Origin of the sequence: Clostridium sp. CM028, from assembly GCF_030585565.1 — a bacterium.
GTDB classification, from domain to species: Bacteria; Bacillota; Clostridia; order Clostridiales; family Clostridiaceae; genus Clostridium_AD; species Clostridium_AD estertheticum_B.
Map to the genome: position 1 here is coordinate 687,057 of NZ_CP077766.1, position 18,325 is coordinate 705,381.

17 protein-coding genes are annotated in these 18,325 nt (G+C 31.6%); 1 reads left to right on the forward strand and 16 read right to left on the reverse strand.

Translation table 11 applies throughout. The features are described from left to right. Positions 1 to 27: 27 nt before the first annotated feature. The 15 genes from KTC94_RS03360 to KTC94_RS03430 form a co-directional block, all read right to left on the reverse strand. Positions 28 to 1,020 (reverse strand): NAD-dependent 4,6-dehydratase LegB, encoded by a 993-nt coding sequence (locus KTC94_RS03360; protein ID WP_216304322.1) that lies wholly within the window; start codon positions 1,018 to 1,020, stop codon positions 28 to 30. Positions 1,021 to 1,036: 16 nt separating this feature from the next. Beyond that, positions 1,037 to 2,092 carry a nucleotidyltransferase family protein gene (locus KTC94_RS03365; protein ID WP_220319730.1) on the reverse strand — a complete coding sequence of 352 codons (1,056 nt, stop codon included), beginning with the start codon at positions 2,090 to 2,092 and terminating at the stop codon, positions 1,037 to 1,039. Positions 2,093 to 2,096: 4 nt separating this feature from the next. Continuing rightward, positions 2,097 to 2,738 carry an acetyltransferase gene (locus tag KTC94_RS03370; protein ID WP_220319731.1) on the reverse strand — a complete coding sequence of 214 codons (642 nt, stop codon included), beginning with the start codon at positions 2,736 to 2,738 and terminating at the stop codon, positions 2,097 to 2,099. A 21-nt stretch (positions 2,739 to 2,759) separates the two neighbouring features. Further along, positions 2,760 to 3,908, reverse strand: a complete 1,149-nt coding sequence (gene neuC, locus KTC94_RS03375) for a UDP-N-acetylglucosamine 2-epimerase (RefSeq protein ID WP_220319732.1) — start codon at positions 3,906 to 3,908, stop codon at positions 2,760 to 2,762. Between the two features lie 74 nt (positions 3,909 to 3,982). Further along, complete coding sequence (neuB, locus tag KTC94_RS03380; protein WP_216304326.1) at positions 3,983 to 5,026, reverse strand: N-acetylneuraminate synthase; 1,044 nt, start codon at positions 5,024 to 5,026, stop codon at positions 3,983 to 3,985. Then, entirely contained in the window at positions 5,019 to 5,723 is a 705-nt protein-coding gene (locus KTC94_RS03385) for a cytidylyltransferase domain-containing protein (protein WP_216304327.1), read from the reverse strand. The genes neuB and KTC94_RS03385 overlap by 8 nt, the downstream gene beginning before the upstream one ends. A 22-nt stretch (positions 5,724 to 5,745) precedes the next feature. After that, entirely contained in the window at positions 5,746 to 6,486 is a 741-nt protein-coding gene (locus KTC94_RS03390; protein ID WP_216304328.1) for an N-acetyltransferase, read from the reverse strand. A gap of 34 nt (positions 6,487 to 6,520) precedes the next feature. Continuing rightward, a complete protein-coding gene (locus KTC94_RS03395; protein WP_216304329.1) occupies positions 6,521 to 7,609 on the reverse strand; it encodes a Gfo/Idh/MocA family protein in 1,089 nt (362 codons plus the stop codon). A 93-nt stretch (positions 7,610 to 7,702) separates the two neighbouring features. Then, a complete protein-coding gene (locus tag KTC94_RS03400) occupies positions 7,703 to 9,019 on the reverse strand; it encodes a nucleotide sugar dehydrogenase (RefSeq protein WP_220319733.1) in 1,317 nt (438 codons plus the stop codon). 309 nt (positions 9,020 to 9,328) lie between these two features. Further along, entirely contained in the window at positions 9,329 to 10,237 is a 909-nt protein-coding gene (gene galU, locus KTC94_RS03405; protein ID WP_216303549.1) for a UTP--glucose-1-phosphate uridylyltransferase GalU, read from the reverse strand. Between the two features lie 55 nt (positions 10,238 to 10,292). After that, entirely contained in the window at positions 10,293 to 11,069 is a 777-nt protein-coding gene (locus KTC94_RS03410) for a tyrosine-protein phosphatase (protein WP_216303550.1), read from the reverse strand. 21 nt (positions 11,070 to 11,090) lie between these two features. Continuing rightward, positions 11,091 to 11,774, reverse strand: coding sequence for a CpsD/CapB family tyrosine-protein kinase (locus tag KTC94_RS03415; RefSeq protein ID WP_220319734.1), 684 nt, complete (start codon positions 11,772 to 11,774; stop codon positions 11,091 to 11,093). Positions 11,775 to 11,786: 12 nt separating this feature from the next. Continuing rightward, on the reverse strand, positions 11,787 to 12,458 hold the full coding sequence (locus tag KTC94_RS03420; RefSeq protein ID WP_165413614.1) for a YveK family protein: 672 nt from the start codon (positions 12,456 to 12,458) through the stop codon (positions 11,787 to 11,789). Further along, positions 12,458 to 13,528: a capsular biosynthesis protein gene (locus KTC94_RS03425; RefSeq protein WP_220286809.1), complete on the reverse strand. Its 1,071-nt coding sequence runs from the start codon at positions 13,526 to 13,528 to the stop codon at positions 12,458 to 12,460. The genes KTC94_RS03420 and KTC94_RS03425 overlap by 1 nt, the downstream gene beginning before the upstream one ends. A gap of 150 nt (positions 13,529 to 13,678) precedes the next feature. Beyond that, positions 13,679 to 15,409, reverse strand: coding sequence for a phospho-sugar mutase (locus tag KTC94_RS03430; protein WP_220286808.1), 1,731 nt, complete (start codon positions 15,407 to 15,409; stop codon positions 13,679 to 13,681). A 409-nt stretch (positions 15,410 to 15,818) separates the two neighbouring features. Here KTC94_RS03430 and KTC94_RS03435 point away from each other — a divergent pair, with 409 nt between their 5' ends. Beyond that, positions 15,819 to 17,309, forward strand: a complete 1,491-nt coding sequence (locus KTC94_RS03435) for an aminotransferase class I/II-fold pyridoxal phosphate-dependent enzyme (protein WP_165413611.1) — start codon at positions 15,819 to 15,821, stop codon at positions 17,307 to 17,309. Between the two features lie 19 nt (positions 17,310 to 17,328). Here KTC94_RS03435 and KTC94_RS03440 read toward each other — a convergent pair whose 3' ends face one another. Further along, positions 17,329 to 18,174: a hypothetical protein gene (locus KTC94_RS03440; RefSeq protein ID WP_220286807.1), complete on the reverse strand. Its 846-nt coding sequence runs from the start codon at positions 18,172 to 18,174 to the stop codon at positions 17,329 to 17,331. Positions 18,175 to 18,325: the final 151 nt, after the last annotated feature.

The window sequence follows — 18,325 nt, forward strand, 5'->3', positions numbered from 1 at the left end:
TCCCACTTTTTAAACATTCTTCTTTTGCTAAATATTATATATGTCTGTCTTAAAATGTTGCATATTATTTTTTATCCAATCTACTGTCGCTTCAAGACCTCTGTCTATAGTGTAATTAGGCTTCCAGAGCGTTAATTCCTTTATTTTAGTATTATCAGCCCATAATCTATTAACTTCGCTGTTTATAGGTCTTAACCTTTCATCATCGCAAATAATTTTTACATCCTTACCTATTATACTTATTATTTTTTTAACTGTTTCTCCTATAGTTATCTCGTGATTTGAACCAGCATTTATAACTTCACCATTAGTTTTTTCACTCTCTGCTATTTTTATGAATGCCTGGGCAGTGTCCAATACAAAGTTAAAGTCTCTAGTCGGAGTTAGGCTTCCAAGCTTGATTTCTGTTTTCCCTGCGAGTATCTGTGATATTATTGTTGGAATTACAGCCCTTGCAGATTGTCTTGGTCCATATGTATTAAAAGGTCTAATAGTTGCTATAGGCATATTAAAACTTTTATAGTAACTTTCCGCCATTTTATCTGCTCCTATTTTTGATGCTGAATATGGAGATTGACCCTGCATTGGGTGTTTTTCATCAATTGGTACATAAAGTGCTGTTCCATAGGTTTCAGACGTTGATGTGTGTACAATCTTTTCTACCCCATATTCTCTGCAGGCTTCTAAAACGTTTGTAGTGCCTTCCACATTTGTTCTTACATAGGCCATAGGCGATAAATAAGAATACGGGATTGCAATGAGAGCCGCAAGATGAAACACTACCTCTTGTCCTTTAATAATTCTTTTCATTCCATCGTATTCTCTTATGTCTCCAGTAACAACTTTAATACTTTCTTTTACTGACTTATCAAAAGTATCAATCCATCCCCAGTTATTAAATGAATTATATTGAGCTAGGGCTGTAACATCTGCTCCAAGTTCCACCAATCTTTCTGTTAAATGACTTCCTATAAAACCTTCTGCACCTGTAACTAAAACTTTTTTCCCTTGCCAGTTCATTTCATCTACTCCTTTCTTATAGTTTAAAATATTTGTTAATATCCGTGTTGGCCATTTTATAGTCTTCCATTCTACCTATATCTTTCCAGTATTCAGTTATCTCATAAATACCTGACGTGCAATTATTGTTAATTGCATCTTCTATTAAATCAGTCATATTATAGACTCCATCTTCCTGTATGTATTTTATAATTTCAGGATTAACAGCATATACTCCACCATTAATGTGAAATTTATATGTAGGCTTCTCTTCTACAGACTCTATAATCATATTATCAGTGACTAAGACTCCATAAGGAACGTTAATTTCATAATTTCTAACACCTACAGTTATATTAAAGTTATTATTCATATGATGATTTAAAAATTTTTCAAAATCAATTCCTGTTAATATATCTCCGTTTATAACTATGAAAGGTTTTGTAAACTTTTCTTTTACTAATGCTATTGAGCCTGCTGTGCCTAGTTTTTTAGTTTCTCTAATGTATTCTATGTTTACATCAAATTCTTTTCCATCTTTAAAGTGTTCCTCTATCATTTTCCCTTTGTAATTAAGAGAAATAATAAAGTTCGTAAACCCATATTCTTTAAATTGTTCTATTATAAGCTCCAAGATAGGTTTATCACCAACTGTTAGCATAGGTTTAGGTAGTGATTCAGTTAATGGTCTTAACCGAGTTCCCAAACCTCCTGCTAAAATAAAAACATAATTTTGCTTTTTATCATAAGATAATATGTCATCTAAAAAATATAAGTCTATGAGCTTTTTATTTTTATCAATAACAGGTACCTGCCTTATCTTTTTCTTAATCATATACTCTTTTGCTTTCTTTTTACTATACTCTTCTGTAACAAATTTAAAATCCTTAAAATATGTATTCTCTATATCCTCATTTATACTGTGGCCTTTAAGTATAGCACGACGTATATCCCCATCTGTAATAGTTCCCACTAATTCATTATTTTCATTTACAACTAAAGCTCCCCCAGTTAAGTTTTTATCTATAACCTTCATAGCTTCTTTTATACTAGAATCCACTCCTATACAATAATTATCAATTGGAAATTTCATAATATCACCTGCACTTTATAATTTTCGATGGAATTCCTACAGCAACTACATTATCTACTATATTTTCAACAACCACAGCTCCTGCTCCAATAATTACATTATTCCCTATATGCACTGATTGAATTATAGAACTCCCCATACCTACATGGGTATTGCGCCCTATGCTAACCCCGCCAGCTAAACAAGCCTTAGGTGAAATATGTGTATTCCTTTGTAGCTTGCAATCATGTTCAATTACTGCACCGGTGTTTACTATGCAATTTTCTTCTATGTAAGCTCCTGGATTAATTATGGCTCCAGGCATTATACAAGTTCCTCCTGCAACATTTGCATAAGGTGAAACCATTGCATCCTTATGTATAAGTACAGGTATACTAAATCCTATAGCTTTTAAATTATTATATATCTTTTCGCGAGTTAAAATGTTTTGGAGTGCACCAACACATACAAATGCATTTTTTACACCAGTATTATATAATTCTTCTAAAATGCTATCATCGCCTATTATAGGTATATCTAATACAAATTTATCGTAGTTATAATCTTTATCAGTTACCCCCACAATATTATATCTAGAAGCACTTTTTATAATGTCTATAATAACCTTGCAATGGCCACCTGCACCTACAAGTACGATTTTCTCCATAATCTCACCCCTAACTATCAACTAATATGTTATCCTTTTTTGTATAAGTTCCCTATCTATCTTTATCTCACTTAAAATTTGTGCTATTTTACCACTTGCATTACCATCACCATAAGGGTTTGTGCAGTTTTCTAATTGCTTCTTAAAGTTCTCATTGTCTATTGATTTTTTAATGCCTGCTTTTACAGCTTCCTTTCCATAAGGTACGTCTATTATATTGAGTGCTCTTAGTCTTCCGTCCTGCCTTGACCCTATGTTTACTACAGGCAGTTTAAAGCTAGGTGCTTCAATTATACCTGACGATGAATTTCCTATCATTACCTGAGCTATACTTAAAAAACTTAGGTACTCTATTTGACTTAAATTTCTAAATACTTTTAAAAATGGATATTTCGCTCTATACTCCTCAATAACCCTTATAATTTCGCGTCCTCCATTATCACTGTTAGGGTATGAAACTATAGTTTGATATCCAAGTTCTACAACAGCATCTAATGTTTCTCTTACTTGCCATTCCACCATGTCTCTTTCTGTAGTTACTGGGTGCTGAGTCATTAAAAATATCTTATCATCTTTTAATTTAAATTTTTCTAGTATTTCTTCCCTTGATAAATATTTTGCTTTCGCAATATAATCAAGTCCCGGCGCTCCTACTACAAAAATATTTTTTTCCTTCTCCCCTAATTTAATTATTCTTTGCATGCTGTCCTCATTTGCTGGAAAGTGAATATGAGAAAGTTTAGTTATAGCGTGCCTTACAGACTCATCTACTGTTCCCGTTACTTCTCCTCCATGAATATGAGCCACAGGAATATTCATATGGATAGCTACAGTTGCTGCCGCTAGCATTTCTCCTCTATCACCTAGTATTAGTACTAGGTCCGGTTTTATTTTATCAAAGCTTTGAGCCATACCTATAATTGAAAGTCCTATAGATTTAGCCATTGCCGCCCCTGTATCAGAAGCTAAAACAGTTTCAAATTTATCTGATACTACAAAGCCATCTTTTTCTATTTCATTTATAGTCATGCCAAATTCAGGACATAAATGCATTCCACAAACGATAAGCTTAAGATCCAATTCCTCATGTTTTTCAATTTCTTTAAGAACATGATAAAATATACCATAATCTGCTCTCGTACCTGTTATAACTGCTATTTTTCTTTTCATATTTAATCTCCCATTCTATAAGTGCATGTTCTATGTACTCATGTTCCATGTGCTCGAAATAATTTAGCTAATTTTTATTCCACCATATTTAAGGCTATTTGTTCGTCAATTTTTATATCTCTATTAGTTTTTCGCCCAACAATATCAATGTAGAATTTAGGCGAAAGTCCGTTTCCTGGTCTTTTGTAATCTAAGTCCGAGAATCTTATACTCTCCCCTGCTTTTATATATCTAACTGCGACTATACTTTTTCTAGCTGCCTTCATGGTATCAACTTCACTAAAATTATACATTTTAATTCCAGTTCCGAGTGCTATTTCTACATCTCTAATCGCTTTAACCATCTCTTTTAGCTCTATTGGATTCAGAGAAGCTTTATGATCTGGCCCTTCCATACTTTTGTCCATTGTAAAATGCTTTTCTATTATATTTGCTCCCATAGCCACTGCTGCAATAGGCACTGTTATTCCTTCAGTGTGATCGGAATATCCAGACACAATTTCAAAAGATTTTTTTATGGTATTCATTGCATTCAAGTTAACACTTTCTAATTTAGCTGGATAATTTGAAGTACAGTGAAGCACTGCTATTTCTTTATTACCCAGGAAATTTATTACATTTATTGTTTCTTCGATTTCTGAAAGTGTCGCCATGCCAGAAGATAAAATTATAGGTTTATTAAATCTTGCTATATGTTCTAAAAATGGAATATTAGTTAAGTCTCCCGAACTAATCTTAAAAGCCTCCACGCCTATAGACGCTAAAAAATCAGCGCTTTCAAAATCAAAAGGTGTAGATAAAAACATAATTTCCTTATGTATACAGTATTCTTGTATTTCTATAAAACTTTCGTGCGATAGTTCTAGTTTCTTTAACATATTAAACTGTGAGTCAATTTTTCCTATGTTGTCCTTTTGATATTCAGCCATTTCTGCATATCCAGTAACTAATTTTTCTGTAATAAATGTTTGAAATTTTATGGCATCGGCCCCTGCAAATACAGCTTTATCTACCATCTCTTTTGCTATTTTTATGTCTCCATTATGATTAACCCCAGCCTCTGCTATAATAAAAGTTGAATTTCCATCGCCTATAGCCTTATTTCCTATCTTAAACATGAATACTCGTATCTATTATCATCTCTACAATTCTTGCATCGAGCATCGTGTCAATATCTATAGAGCTTTCCTTGTTCATTACATAAGGGATTGTGTTTTCATCAACAAATTTTTTTTTGTTAACTAACATATCATTTGAATTTATATATAGTGCACCATTAAATATATAAAAAGCAGGTAAGTCTTGCCTTCTGATATTTGTTCCTTCAAAACTTATGACTTCTTTTAGCTTTTCATTTTCTATACTTCTCATAAGTACAGGATTTTCATAGGCTTCACATACACTTACTAAAGAGGTACTATTACTCTCAATAAGCTTTTCTATAGATTCATCCAGGTGCTTAAACGTTCTTAATGGAGATGTGGGTTGCAATAATATTACGTAATCAAAACTTACATTATTTTTTTTGTAAAAATCTATTGAATGTATAACTACGTCTATGGATTTTGAAGTATCATTTGATAGTTCTTCTGGTCTTAAAAAAGGTACCTTAGCCCCATATTGCTGTGCTATAACCTTAATAACCTCACTATCTGTTGATACAATTAATTCATCTATATATTTAGATTTTTTTCCTGATTCAATTGTATAAGCTATAAGTGGTTTACCACTTATAGCCATAATATTTTTATTTGGTATACCTTTCGAACCACCTCTTGCTGGAATAATAGCTAGAAACTTCTTATTCTTATACATAATTATCACCTTTTGCTTCCTTTTATTGATTTTTAAGCAATTGATCCTCTGGTACAGATCGAAGCACTTTAGCTGGATTACCAACTACGATTTTACCTGCTTCCACGTCTTTTGTGACCACACTACCTGCTGCCACAAAACCATCTTCATGTATAACAATACCTGGCAGGATAACTGCTCCTGCTCCAATTCTACCACCTTTTTTTATAGTTACCCCTTTGAACTTTCCAAATCTTTCTTTTGATCTGCCTGCATAATTATCATTAGAGGTTGTAACACATGGCGCAATAAATACATAATCCTCAACTTCTGAATAAGCTGTTAAATATACATTAGTCTGTATTTTGCAATTAGAACCAACCTTACAGAAATTTTCAATAGTTGCTGCGCGGCCGATAATTGTTTTTGAACCTACAATTACATTTTCTCTTATTACAGCAGTGTCAGCAATAAGTGTTTTTTCTGCAATTGCGCATCCACAATAAATAATCACTCCTGCCCCTATAATGCAACCTTCACTTATTTCAGCTGGAAGCAATTTTTCCTCACTTTTGAATATACTGTTTACTGATCTCATAGGTTGTTTACCTATTACCGTATTATCATCTATTCTAACATTATCTGCTATAACAGTTCCTATGTGAATAACTACATTACTTCCTATAATACAATTTTCACCTATTACTACATTATCTTCTACTACCACAAAATGTCCCATTGTTACATTATTGCCAATTTTGCTTTTTTCTGAAACATAATTCATAAAAATACCCTCTTTTCATATAATATCTTCAAAATTATTTTTTCATTTCGAGTGTTGAGAAATCCCCCATTGGAAATTTAACTGGGAGACCTGTAAGTCTTGATTTATAAGCTGCAAGTATAATAGACATACCTTTTTTTCCTTCTTCGCCATTTATAAGCGGTTCTCTATGCATATTTATAGCATCTATCATATTTTTAAATAAGGGGGTATGTCCGAAGCCATATACTGAATCTGGATTTCCCTTTTGCTGCGTTAATATTTCCTGCTCAGTATCCTTATTATCAGCAAATCTCCAAGTTTCTATTGAATTAACTGCAATGCCTCCGATAGAAACAGTACCAGTTTCACCAAAAATGCTCAATGTTTCTTCCAAGTTTTTAGGATATACACAAGCCGATCCTTCAACTATACCTATAGCTCCATTTATAAATCTTATAATTATTGCTCCAAAATCCTCACCTTCTATATCTCGAAGGAAAGTACCACACTGAGCATAAACCGTATCTATTTCTCCACCCATCATCCATTGTAATAAATCAATATTGTGAATACATTGATTCATTAAAGTACCACCATCCAGGCTCCACGTTCCTCTCCAAGGTGCTTGCGTGTAATATTCCATATTTCTATTCCAAAGAATTCTTGCTGTTCCATTAACTAATTTTCCAAACCTGTTTTTGTCGACTGCAGCTCTAAGTTTTCTTATTGGCTCATTAAACCTATTTTGGTGACTAACACAAAGCTTTACATTATTTTCTCTTGAGCATTTAATCATTCTATCAGCATCTTGAATAGATAATGCCATTGGTTTTTCAACAATTACATGTTTCCCACTATTCATGCAATATATAGCTATTTCTGGATGATACCCACTTTCAGTAGCTATAGAAACCATATCAATATCAGTTTTCTCAAGCATTTCTTTATAATCTATATAAACTTTTACATCTGAATTTTCACCTATTGCTTCTATATACTCATCTCTTTTGGAATTAGCATTAACTTCTAACACATCGCAAACTGCTACAAGTTCAACTTCTGTTTTATTTTGTGTTATAGCCTCCACGTGTTTGTATGCTATTCTTCCACATCCTATTATTGCAATTTTTAATTTTTTCATTTAAACCCCTCCTTGCAATTACTCTTAAAGGTGCCTTCCTAGGATTTTGGCATGCAATATTATAAAATATTTTACAATGCTTGCATGCATTATTTAGAGTTTATTTATCTTTTCTCTATTATTTACAACATGCTTTGTAGCATTTCTAGTATCATATAGTAAGCTAGCTTCTTCCACAATTTTTTCATAATTATAACCACTATGATCTGTGGTTATTACTACTATATCCGCATTTTTTATTTCATATTCCCAAGTTACAGATACATATTCTTTACCCTTGTGTGTGAATTTTTTAATAAATGGATCATTTATAATTATATCCGCACCATTTTTTTCTAATTGATCAATAACCTTTAATGTTGGTGATTCTCTCACATCATCTATGTCTTTCTTGTAAGCTACACCCATAAGGAGAACTTTTGCTCCGTTTAGTGCCTTTTTATTACCATTTAAAAGTTTCATAACATTTTCAAGCACAAATTCAGGCATATAATCGTTAATTATACCCGACGCTTCTATTAATTTTGTATGATAATCATACTCTTTTGCTTTCCACTCTAGATAAAATGGATCAAGTGGTATACAGTGTCCACCAATCCCTGGGCCTGGGTAGAATGGCATAAATCCATAAGGCTTAGTTTTAGCTGCATCTATTACTTCCCAAACATCTATATTCATCCTTTTACACAGAATAGCCATTTCATTAGCTAGTGCTATATTTACATTTCTAAAAGTATTTTCAAGAATTTTTTCCATTTCAGCCACTGCTGGAGAAGACACTTCCAATATTTCTGCCTCTAGTACACTTCTGTACAACATTCCTGCTACTTCAGTACAATTAGGAGTACATCCTCCAACTACCTTTGGGGTGTTTTTTGTATTAAACTGCTTATTCCCTGGATCAACTCTCTCTGGAGAAAATGCCAAGAAAAAATCTACTCCACATTTTAAACCTGATTCTTCAAGTATTGGTTTTAGTACTTCCTGCGTTGTTCCTGGGTATGTAGTGCTTTCGAGTACTACTAACATCCCCCTATGTAAATACTTAGCTACACTTCTAGTTGATTCCACTACATATGATAAATCCGGTTGCTTATATAAATCTAGTGGCGTAGGGACTGCAATACACACTGTATCAACATCCTTAACAAAGCTAAAGTCTGTGGTAGCTTTAAGTTTTCCTTCTTGTACTAATCTAAGTAAATCTGAATCTACAATATCACCAATGTAATTGTGTCCCTCATTTACCATTTGAACCTTTTGATCTTGAACATCAAACCCTATTACTTCATATCCTACTTTAGCCTTTTCTACAGCTAATGGCAATCCCACATAACCCAAGCCTACTACACCAAGTTTAGCTGTTTTATTTTTCAATTTTAATAATAACTCCTCTTTAAATTGAAACATTTTGTTACCTCCTATAGCCTTAGATCATATAATTTTGACAAATCTTTTATCAACAGCTTCATGGCTACATTTTACCACATTATAAGTTCCTACCCAAAACCTCTCAATATATTTTTTATACTAGCATATAATATTTTACCCCAAATATTTCTATTTGTTCAATCTATGGGAGTTTATTAACTATTTATTTAAAATTTCTTAAAAATCAAGTAATCTATTTTCTAATAAATTTACTTGGTTCATCCCCAATACTGAGCGCACCAAATAAAAAAAAGCCAGTTTCACTTGGCTTTTTACTAATACTCTCTGTTATAAATTATTACTACATTTATTATAAATTTCTTTAAAGGTATCGTTATCCTTAATAGTTAGGAGATATTTCATAAATGCTTCTTTAAGATCATCTCTTTTAAGTGCATATTCTACATTTGCTTCTAAAAATCCTTCTTTATCCCCTACATCATATCTTCTGCCATCAAAATTATAAGCATACATATTTTCCTCTGCTATTAAAGTTTTTAAAGCATCTGTAAGTTGAATTTCCCCACCCTTACCAGGCTTTGTATTTTCTAAAATATCAAATATTCTAGGTGTTATAATATATCTTCCGAGTATTGCTATGTTTGATGGTGCTTCGGATGCGTTAGGCTTTTCAATAACATCTTCAACCTTATAAACTCTATCTTCTACTGAAGTTCCCTTTACTATGCCATATTTGCTAACTTCACTTAAAGGAACCTTTTGAACTCCTAAAATTGAAGTTTCATATTTGCCGTAGCAATCTATGAGTTGTTTTAAACAAGGTACTTCACTATCCACCACATCATCGCCCAACATTACAGCAAAAGGTTCGTTCCCCACAAAGGTTTTTGCACAACCTATAGCATGACCTAGTCCTTTAGGTTCTTTCTGACGTATGTAATAAATGTTTGCCATATTAGATATATCCCTAACCATTGTTAAGGTATCTTCCTTACCGTTCTTCTCTAATTGTTGTTCAAGTTCAATCGACTTATCAAAATGATCTTCGATTGCTCTTTTATTTCTTCCTGTTATAATTAATATTTCCTCAATCCCAGACGCAACCGCTTCCTCTATAATATACTGTATTGTTGGTTTATCAACAATTGGTAACATCTCTTTTGGTTGTGCCTTTGTTGCTGGCAAAAATCTTGTACCAAGCCCCGCTGCTGGAATTATAGCTTTTTTTACTCTCATAGTGTTTCTCCCCTCAAATAATGCATTTCTATATTTCAACCTTATTTCTCAAAATTCATTTGATAAAACTTAAAAATGAAATCTTGCCTTTTTCTTTTTTAAGTTTTATTTCTAAGACTTCCAATGAGGAAACATTATTAATAATGTTAGTTTGATTTTCAGCAATCCAGTTATATACAGCTTGATTTTTATGTTTTATAATTGCATAAGCTTCTTTTATCTTCGTTTTTCTGCTCGTAATATTATGTCCGTCACTACCCACCAAATGTATCATGTTCCTTTTTACAAATTCTTCAGCTGTTTTTTTAACTTCCTTACCATAATCACCTAATAAACTACCAGAATTTATTTGCATCAATACCCCTTGGTTAATTAAATTAATAACTAAATCATAATTTTTCATAATCCTAAGATTTCTCTCTGGATGTGCTAAAATGGGTTTTGCCCCAAGTAACATTAACTCATAAAATACATCTTCAGTGTACAGAGGAAACTGCCCCATAGGAAGCTCAATAAGTAGATATTCCGAGTCGTTAATTCCCCAAATCTTCTTTTCTTTATAGAGTTTTGGCAAATCGGGGTGCATATAAATTTCTAGTCCAGATAAAATCTTAATATTAAGATTTTCTTCCCTAGAGGCTAAAACTAATCTATCTATTTTTTCAATATATTCCTCGTGACTAAATTCAAATTCTTCAGTTATAAAATGAGGAGTAGCACAAATATATTCTACACCTTCACTATCTGCTGTTTTCAACATTTCTATGGACATGTCTAAGTTTTTTGATCCATCGTCAATAGCATATATTATATGACTATGAAAATCTATCATAAATTTACACCTTTTAAACCTTTAGTTTTCATTTCCATAATAGCCCTTATAATATTTTCCATAATAACCGCTTACAGATTGAGGAACTTTATTAAATACAACTCCCAGTATCTTTCCACCAACCTTATCAATCAATTGTTTCGCATCTACCAATGCTTTTTTTTGAGCCTCACCATATGAAGCTACAAAAATCACGCCATCTACTATTGTAGATATAATTTGTGCATCCGTTACCGCAAGAACTGGTGGTGCATCAATAAGAACTAAATCAAATTCACTTTTTAGCACTTCAATAAAGTCCCGCATTTTTTTACTTCCTAATAATTCTGCTGGATTTGGGGGCACCGGACCACTAGTTAGTATAAAAAGATTATTAACAGTTGACTTAACAACACATTCCTCTTTTTTCACACCTTGAACTAATATATTTGTTAATCCTACAGAATTGGTAATTCCCATTTTCTTGTGGATTGAAGGTTTTCTAAAATCACAATCTACAAGAATAACACTTTTACCACTTTCAGCCATAGTTATAGCTAAATTTGACATTACTGTACTTTTACCTTCTCCAACGCCAGATGAAGTAACTACTATGGATTTATATTCTTTATCCAAGGAAGAGAATTGAATATTTGTTCTTAATGTTCTAAAAGCTTCTGCCGTTCTAGATTTTGGATTTCTTAATGTTACTAATTTTTTTAACATATTCTCACCCTCCTATTTTTTATCTTGAGTTAAAGGAATAATACCTATAACTGGTAACCCAGTTAATTTTTCTATGTCCTCTTGGCTTTTTACAGTGTTATCTAAGTACTCCAATAAAAATGCTATTCCAAGCGAAACCATTAGTCCAATAAAAAATGCAATTGCTATGTTTAACTTTGAATTTGGACTATCTGGTCTTGTAGGTTGTAGTGCTTCATCTAAAAGTTGTACATTATCCACTTTTTTGACATCGTTACTTATGTATTTTAATGACTTCGCTAACTGATTAGCAATGTTCATAGCTTCTTTGGGATCCTTAGATTTAACTGTTATCGTTAAAAATTCAGTATCTCCTTTAGGTGCTACTGATATCATTCCTTGAAGCTGATTAGGCTCTATATTTAACTTAAGTGCTTTAATGACATGTTCTGAAACTTTTCGTGATTTAGAAAATTCACTATAAGTTTTGACTAATTTTTGATACATAATTACATCATTATAACTATCCTGCGGCGCCGCAGATTTACTTTCTGGTTTTCCAATTATTACTGATATATCAGATTTATAACTAGGTGTAATAACAAAATAGCTTAAAACCCCACTAAGCACCGTTGCTCCTATTGTTACTAAAATTACTAATAGTAACCTCTTTTTTATAATATTAAAATACTCCACTAACTCCATTATTTACCCTCCGCCAATTGATTTTCTAGTTGCATTACAATTTCATCTTGTGGATCTATTTTTTTAGCCATATCTAAATGTATTCTCGCCTGCGCAAAGTTTTCAACATTTAAATAACACATAACAAGATTTGTACATATCTCTATAGACTTTGTAACCTCAAATGCTTTCCTAAAATATTGAATAGCTGCTTCGTAATTTTCAAGACAAGCATAGTTAATACCAAATTCATTTACTACCTCTATCAAATCGTTGTCAATTGCTTGTGCTTCGTTTAAATAGTATATAGCCTTCTCATAATTTTGTAAATTCCTGTATGCTACAGCAGTGTGATAATATATATCTGCTCTATCTCCTAATTGTTCCATTAAAGGAATAAAAATTTCAAGTGCACCTTTAGGGTTATTAGATACTAAATCTTTCGCTTTTTGAAAATTTGTTATGGTTTCCAAATCGTTTTTAAGTTCAATAACCGCTTCCGTTTGTTCTCCACCATTTATAGTATAATTGCTTATTGCTATTAATGCTAATTCATGTTTACTTTCACTATTTAAAACTAGCGCCTCATATAAATATGGATTACTGTAATTAGTGATTTGTTTAGCTTTTTCTACAAGTTTTAGTTGCTCATCCTTGAATATACTATTTGTAGCTCTTAATTTATCAACTAACAAAAAAATCTTATCGTAATTATCTTTGTTTTCTTCTATAGTTAACAATCCTTTTAAGAAGATAAATGCTTCTTCGTACTTTTCATTCTGAATTTCTTTAAATATCACGCCCTTAATAAATCCTATTGAATTTGGAATAGTATTTATAATTTGTTTATACTCTTTATTGTATTTAAAAAGTTCATCTGCTCCTAAAACATAGAACATCCCTTCTATAAATAGATTAACTGGTATATTATCGAAATCTTCTTTATTCTTTACTTTTTGGATTATCTCATTAGTTCTCACTGGGAAATATATGTCCTCCAAAATCACAAAATCATTAATTTTGCTGTCTTTTTTTATTTCTAGAAAAAGAAGAACTGATAATTTTTCAGAAAAATATGTTTTAATATCCATGATTACACCTTCCTACTGGTTTAAAAATTTATGCTACAAATGTTACTATTAATAATAATAGTATACTGAGGTTGTTTTGTAAACCATATAAAATCATAAAAATGAAAATTATGGTTTTTTATGCATTTAATAACTACCTACGATACGTTTTTAATTTATGCCTGCTTCATCAAATATTGACATAACATTTTCTTTTAGCTCAGTTATTTTTTTATATGTATTCTCTAATGAATTCCCTTTAACAGATAAATAAATTTTCATTTTTGGTTCAGTTCCAGAAGGCCTAACTACAAACCAAGAACCATCCTCTAAGACAAACTTTAATACATTTGATTTTGGCAATTTAATTATTTTTTCTTTATTTGTGATTAAATCCACTTCTAAACCAGCTCTATAATCCATTTTTTTTATAATTCTGTTATTACCTATTAAGCCATTCATTGAATGTCTTAAATGTTCTATTATATTACCTATTTTTTCTGCGCCATCTTTTCCTGCAAGTTCTATTGAAACTAAACCTTCCTCGTAGTATCCATGTTCTTTATAAATATCCATCAAAGCATCATACAAACTCATGCCTTTGTTTTTATAGTAGAGTGTCATTTCACAAATTAGCATTGCAGCTATTACTGCATCTTTATCACGCACAAAATTTCCTGCTAAATAACCAAAGCTTTCTTCAAAACCAAATATAAATTCTTTTTCACCCGCATTTTCAAACTCTTTAATTTTTTCTCCAATATATTTAAATCCTGTGAGTACATCTAACACTTCAACATTATATTTTTTCCCAATACTCTCTACCATATTTGTAGTAACAATAGTTTTTATTACTACGCCATTTTTAGACAACCCATTAGTTTCACTTAATGAACTTAAAATATAATTACTTAATAATACACCTGTCTGATTTCCTGTAAGAACCTTATACTTTCCTTCTTTGTCTTTAACTACTACTCCAATCCTATCGCAGTCAGGGTCCGTACCAAAAATAATGTCAGGATTAATGTCTTTTGCCATAATAAGCGCCAATTCAAATACCTTTGGTTCTTCTGGATTAGGATATGGCGCCGTAGGGAAATTCCCATCTGGCATTTCCTGCTCTTTTACAACAAATACATTATCATATCCTAATTCTTTTAAAACTCTCCTCACAGGTACGTTTCCAGATCCATGAATAGGAGTATAAATTATTTTTAAATCCTTGGCATATTCCTTAACTAGGTCTTTTCTCATAGTTAAATTTTTAACCTTATCAATGTATGATAAATAAAGATTTTCTCCAATTATTGTTAACATTCCATTGGTTTTAGCTTTATGAAACTCCATAGTTTTAACCTTAGAAAAATCTTTTATGCTAGCTGCACAATTTATAATTTGGCTTGCAGCTTCATCAGTGACTTGTCCACCATCATCTCCATAAACCTTATATCCATTGTACTCTTTAGGATTATGTGATGCTGTAATAACAATACCGGCTTTACTTTTTAGTGCGCGTACAGCATAAGATAAAATTGGAGTTGGTGTTAATTGTTCAAATAAATTAACGAAAATACCATTCCCACAAAGAGTTTCTGCAGCAGCTATTGCAAATTCCTTAGACATATTTCTTGAATCATACGCTATGCTAACTGATATATTCCCCTTATATCTTGAGTTCAAATAATCTGCTAACCCTTGAGTAGCTTTACCTATGGTATGTATATTCATTCTGTTTGTTCCTGCTCCAATTACACCTCTTAATCCCCCTGTACCAAACTCTAAATCCTTATAAAATCTATCTTCAATTTCTTTTTCATCTACTAATTGCTCTAGCTCTTTCTTTAATTTCAAGTCTATCAAATTAGAATTAATCCAACTTTTATATTTTTCTTTGTACATTTTATATTACCCTCCTTATATTCCCCTGAGGAAGCAAACAATTATTATCTTCCTTTCTATTCCTCCTAATCTATCTTTAGTCTATTATATTATACTATCAATGCATTACAAATAAAAGGCATTTTTTACAAATAACCCACTTTTTCATGTTTTCAATTACTGTATTTCTACTAAAAAGCTTAATTGCCTAGCATTTACGACATGATTATCTTTTATTTGAAGATTATAATTGCATTTATATATCTAATCATTTATAATTATAAATTGGCTGAATGAATATACTATAAAGAACAGTTTTAAAAATTTGGAACATTTAAATAAATAGACTAGGATATAATAGTCTAACATACTGACTCGTTATTTATTTAAATGTTTTCTAATATAAATTCTTTTGAAAGGGGTGTATAGATTGTATAGATTAAATCAAAATGAAACTCCACTATTTGATGCTCTAATGGAATATGTAGACAGAGAAACCTTACCTTTTCACGTACCTGGGCATAAAAAAGGAATAGGCGCTGATGAACAATTTAGAAATTTTATGGGGGAAAACCCTTTTAAAATTGACGTTACGGTTTTTAAACTTGTTGATAGTTTTCACCACCCAACTGGACCTATCAAAAAGGCACAAGAATTAGCAGCGGATGCTTATGGTGCTGATGCATCATTTTTCTCAGTACACGGAACTTCTGGCGCTATTCAAGCTATGATTATGTCTGTAGTTGGATCTGGTGATAAAATCATTGTACCTAGAAATGTACATAAATCCATAACTGGTGGTATCATTTTATCAGGTGCAGTTCCAGTTTATATGCAACCAGAACTAGATAAAAAAATAGGTGTTGCTCATGGAGTTTCCCCAGAAACAGTGGAAGAAACCTTAAAGAATAATCCTGATGCAAAAGCTGTACTTATAATTAACCCAACATATTATGGAGTTTCCACTGATATTAAGAAAATTGCAGATATTGTTCATGAATACGATATTCCTTTTATAGTTGATGAAGCTCATGGCCCTCATCTTAATTTTAATAGCAAATTACCAATGTCAGCAATGGAAGCTGGTGCAGACATCTGTGCTCAAAGCACTCATAAAATTATAGGTTCATTAACTCAAAGTTCAATGCTACATGTTAATTCAAAGCGTGTTAACCCCGCTAGAGTTAAACAACTAATAAACCTAATGCACACAACGTCACCTTCCTACATTCTAATGGCATCACTGGATTGTGCTAGGAGACAAATTGCATTAGAGGGCACTCAGCTTTTAGAAAAAACTATTGATTTATGTAATTATGTAAGAAATGAAGTAAATAAAATCCCAGGATTTTATTGTTTTGGCGAAGAGGTTTTAGATGGTTTTGGTGCTTACGCTTTTGATCCAACTAAAATAACAATAACTTGTAGAGATTTAGGAATAACTGGTTATGACTTGGATATGATTTTATCTAACAAATATCATATCCAAATGGAATTATCTGATCTTTATAACATATTAGCCGTTGGTTCGTATGGTGATACAAAAGATGGAATGGAGCAATTACTTCAAGCTTTAGTAGAAATAAGCAATGAGTACTATGGCAAAGGCACAATAAAATCTGATTTTATTGATATTCCTAGTATTCCAGAGCAAGTTCAAATTCCACGCGAGGCTTTCAACAGCGTAAACACTGCTGTTGAAATCAAAAATAGTGTTGGTATGATAAGCGGAGAATTCTTGATGGCTTATCCACCTGGCATTCCAGTACTTTGCCCCGGTGAGAGAATAACTCAAGAAATCGTAGATTATGTTGAAAAATTGAAAAACACTGGATTATATGTTCAAGGAACTGAAGACCCTGAAGTTGAATATATAAAAGTTGTTAGAGAAGAAGATGCTGTTTATATAACTGTTGAATAGAAGAAAAAGAACTCCTGATTTAGGAGTTCTTTTTTCTTCTATTCAATTTTACTCTATAATCAACATTTGCTTTTTCAATAGTTCCTAAATACTTGAAATATTCAGTGTCTTGCATTTCACTTATTTTTTCACAGGTATTAACTGTTTTAATAAAATACTTCATAACATGAATTATCTTTTTTAAGGGTTCAGCTAATTTTTGATTAAGCCTAATGGACATTTGTTTTCTCTTATTTTCGGAAATTCTTTTAATATTTTCATAGCATTCGCTTGCAGAATATACCAATCTTATCTTTTGTAAATTTATGCTTAAGGCATCTCTGTATGTTGGCAATAATTCTTCCAACATATGTTCATTAAAATATTTTTTCTCCTCTTTAAATTCCTGAGATTTATCTATAAGTTGTTTTAAAGTTTCATTATTCTTTTTTCTAATATCAGGCAATTGAGTAACAATTTGTTTTACCTGCTCTGAGTCCACAACTCCTTCTTTAGTTAATAACTCTAAACCCTTAGCCACTAATTTATACTCTTTCTTATCCTTTTCAACTGTAGATTCATCTTGAAATGAATTTACTATGCATGCTCTGTTTTCTGTATTATAAAATATTTCTGAAAAATAAGCTAATTTCGCTAGTCTTTCTTGTAAAAATTTTTCAGTAGCAATTTCATTTTTTTCATTAATATAAAGATATCCCAAATTTTCTTTACGAAAATTTCCGAACAATTTCTTAGAAAATACAATCTCTCTATATAATATATTATTATATTCTAAAGGGGTAGAGATCCTAACTACTTCACCTTTCTTTGTATATTGCTTTATATGCTCTAATATTTCTTTAGATGCTAGTATGTATATTGGCATTTTTATTCCTCCTTTGTTTTCTCATTTACGATTCTAAGGCTTTTACAAATGTTTTTGCCAATTTAACGACATTCCAGAAGGAAAGTCTCCTACTTCTATAAGTGGGAGTATAAATCTCCTTCTGAAGTTGTCGATGCATCTTCCTCGAAGC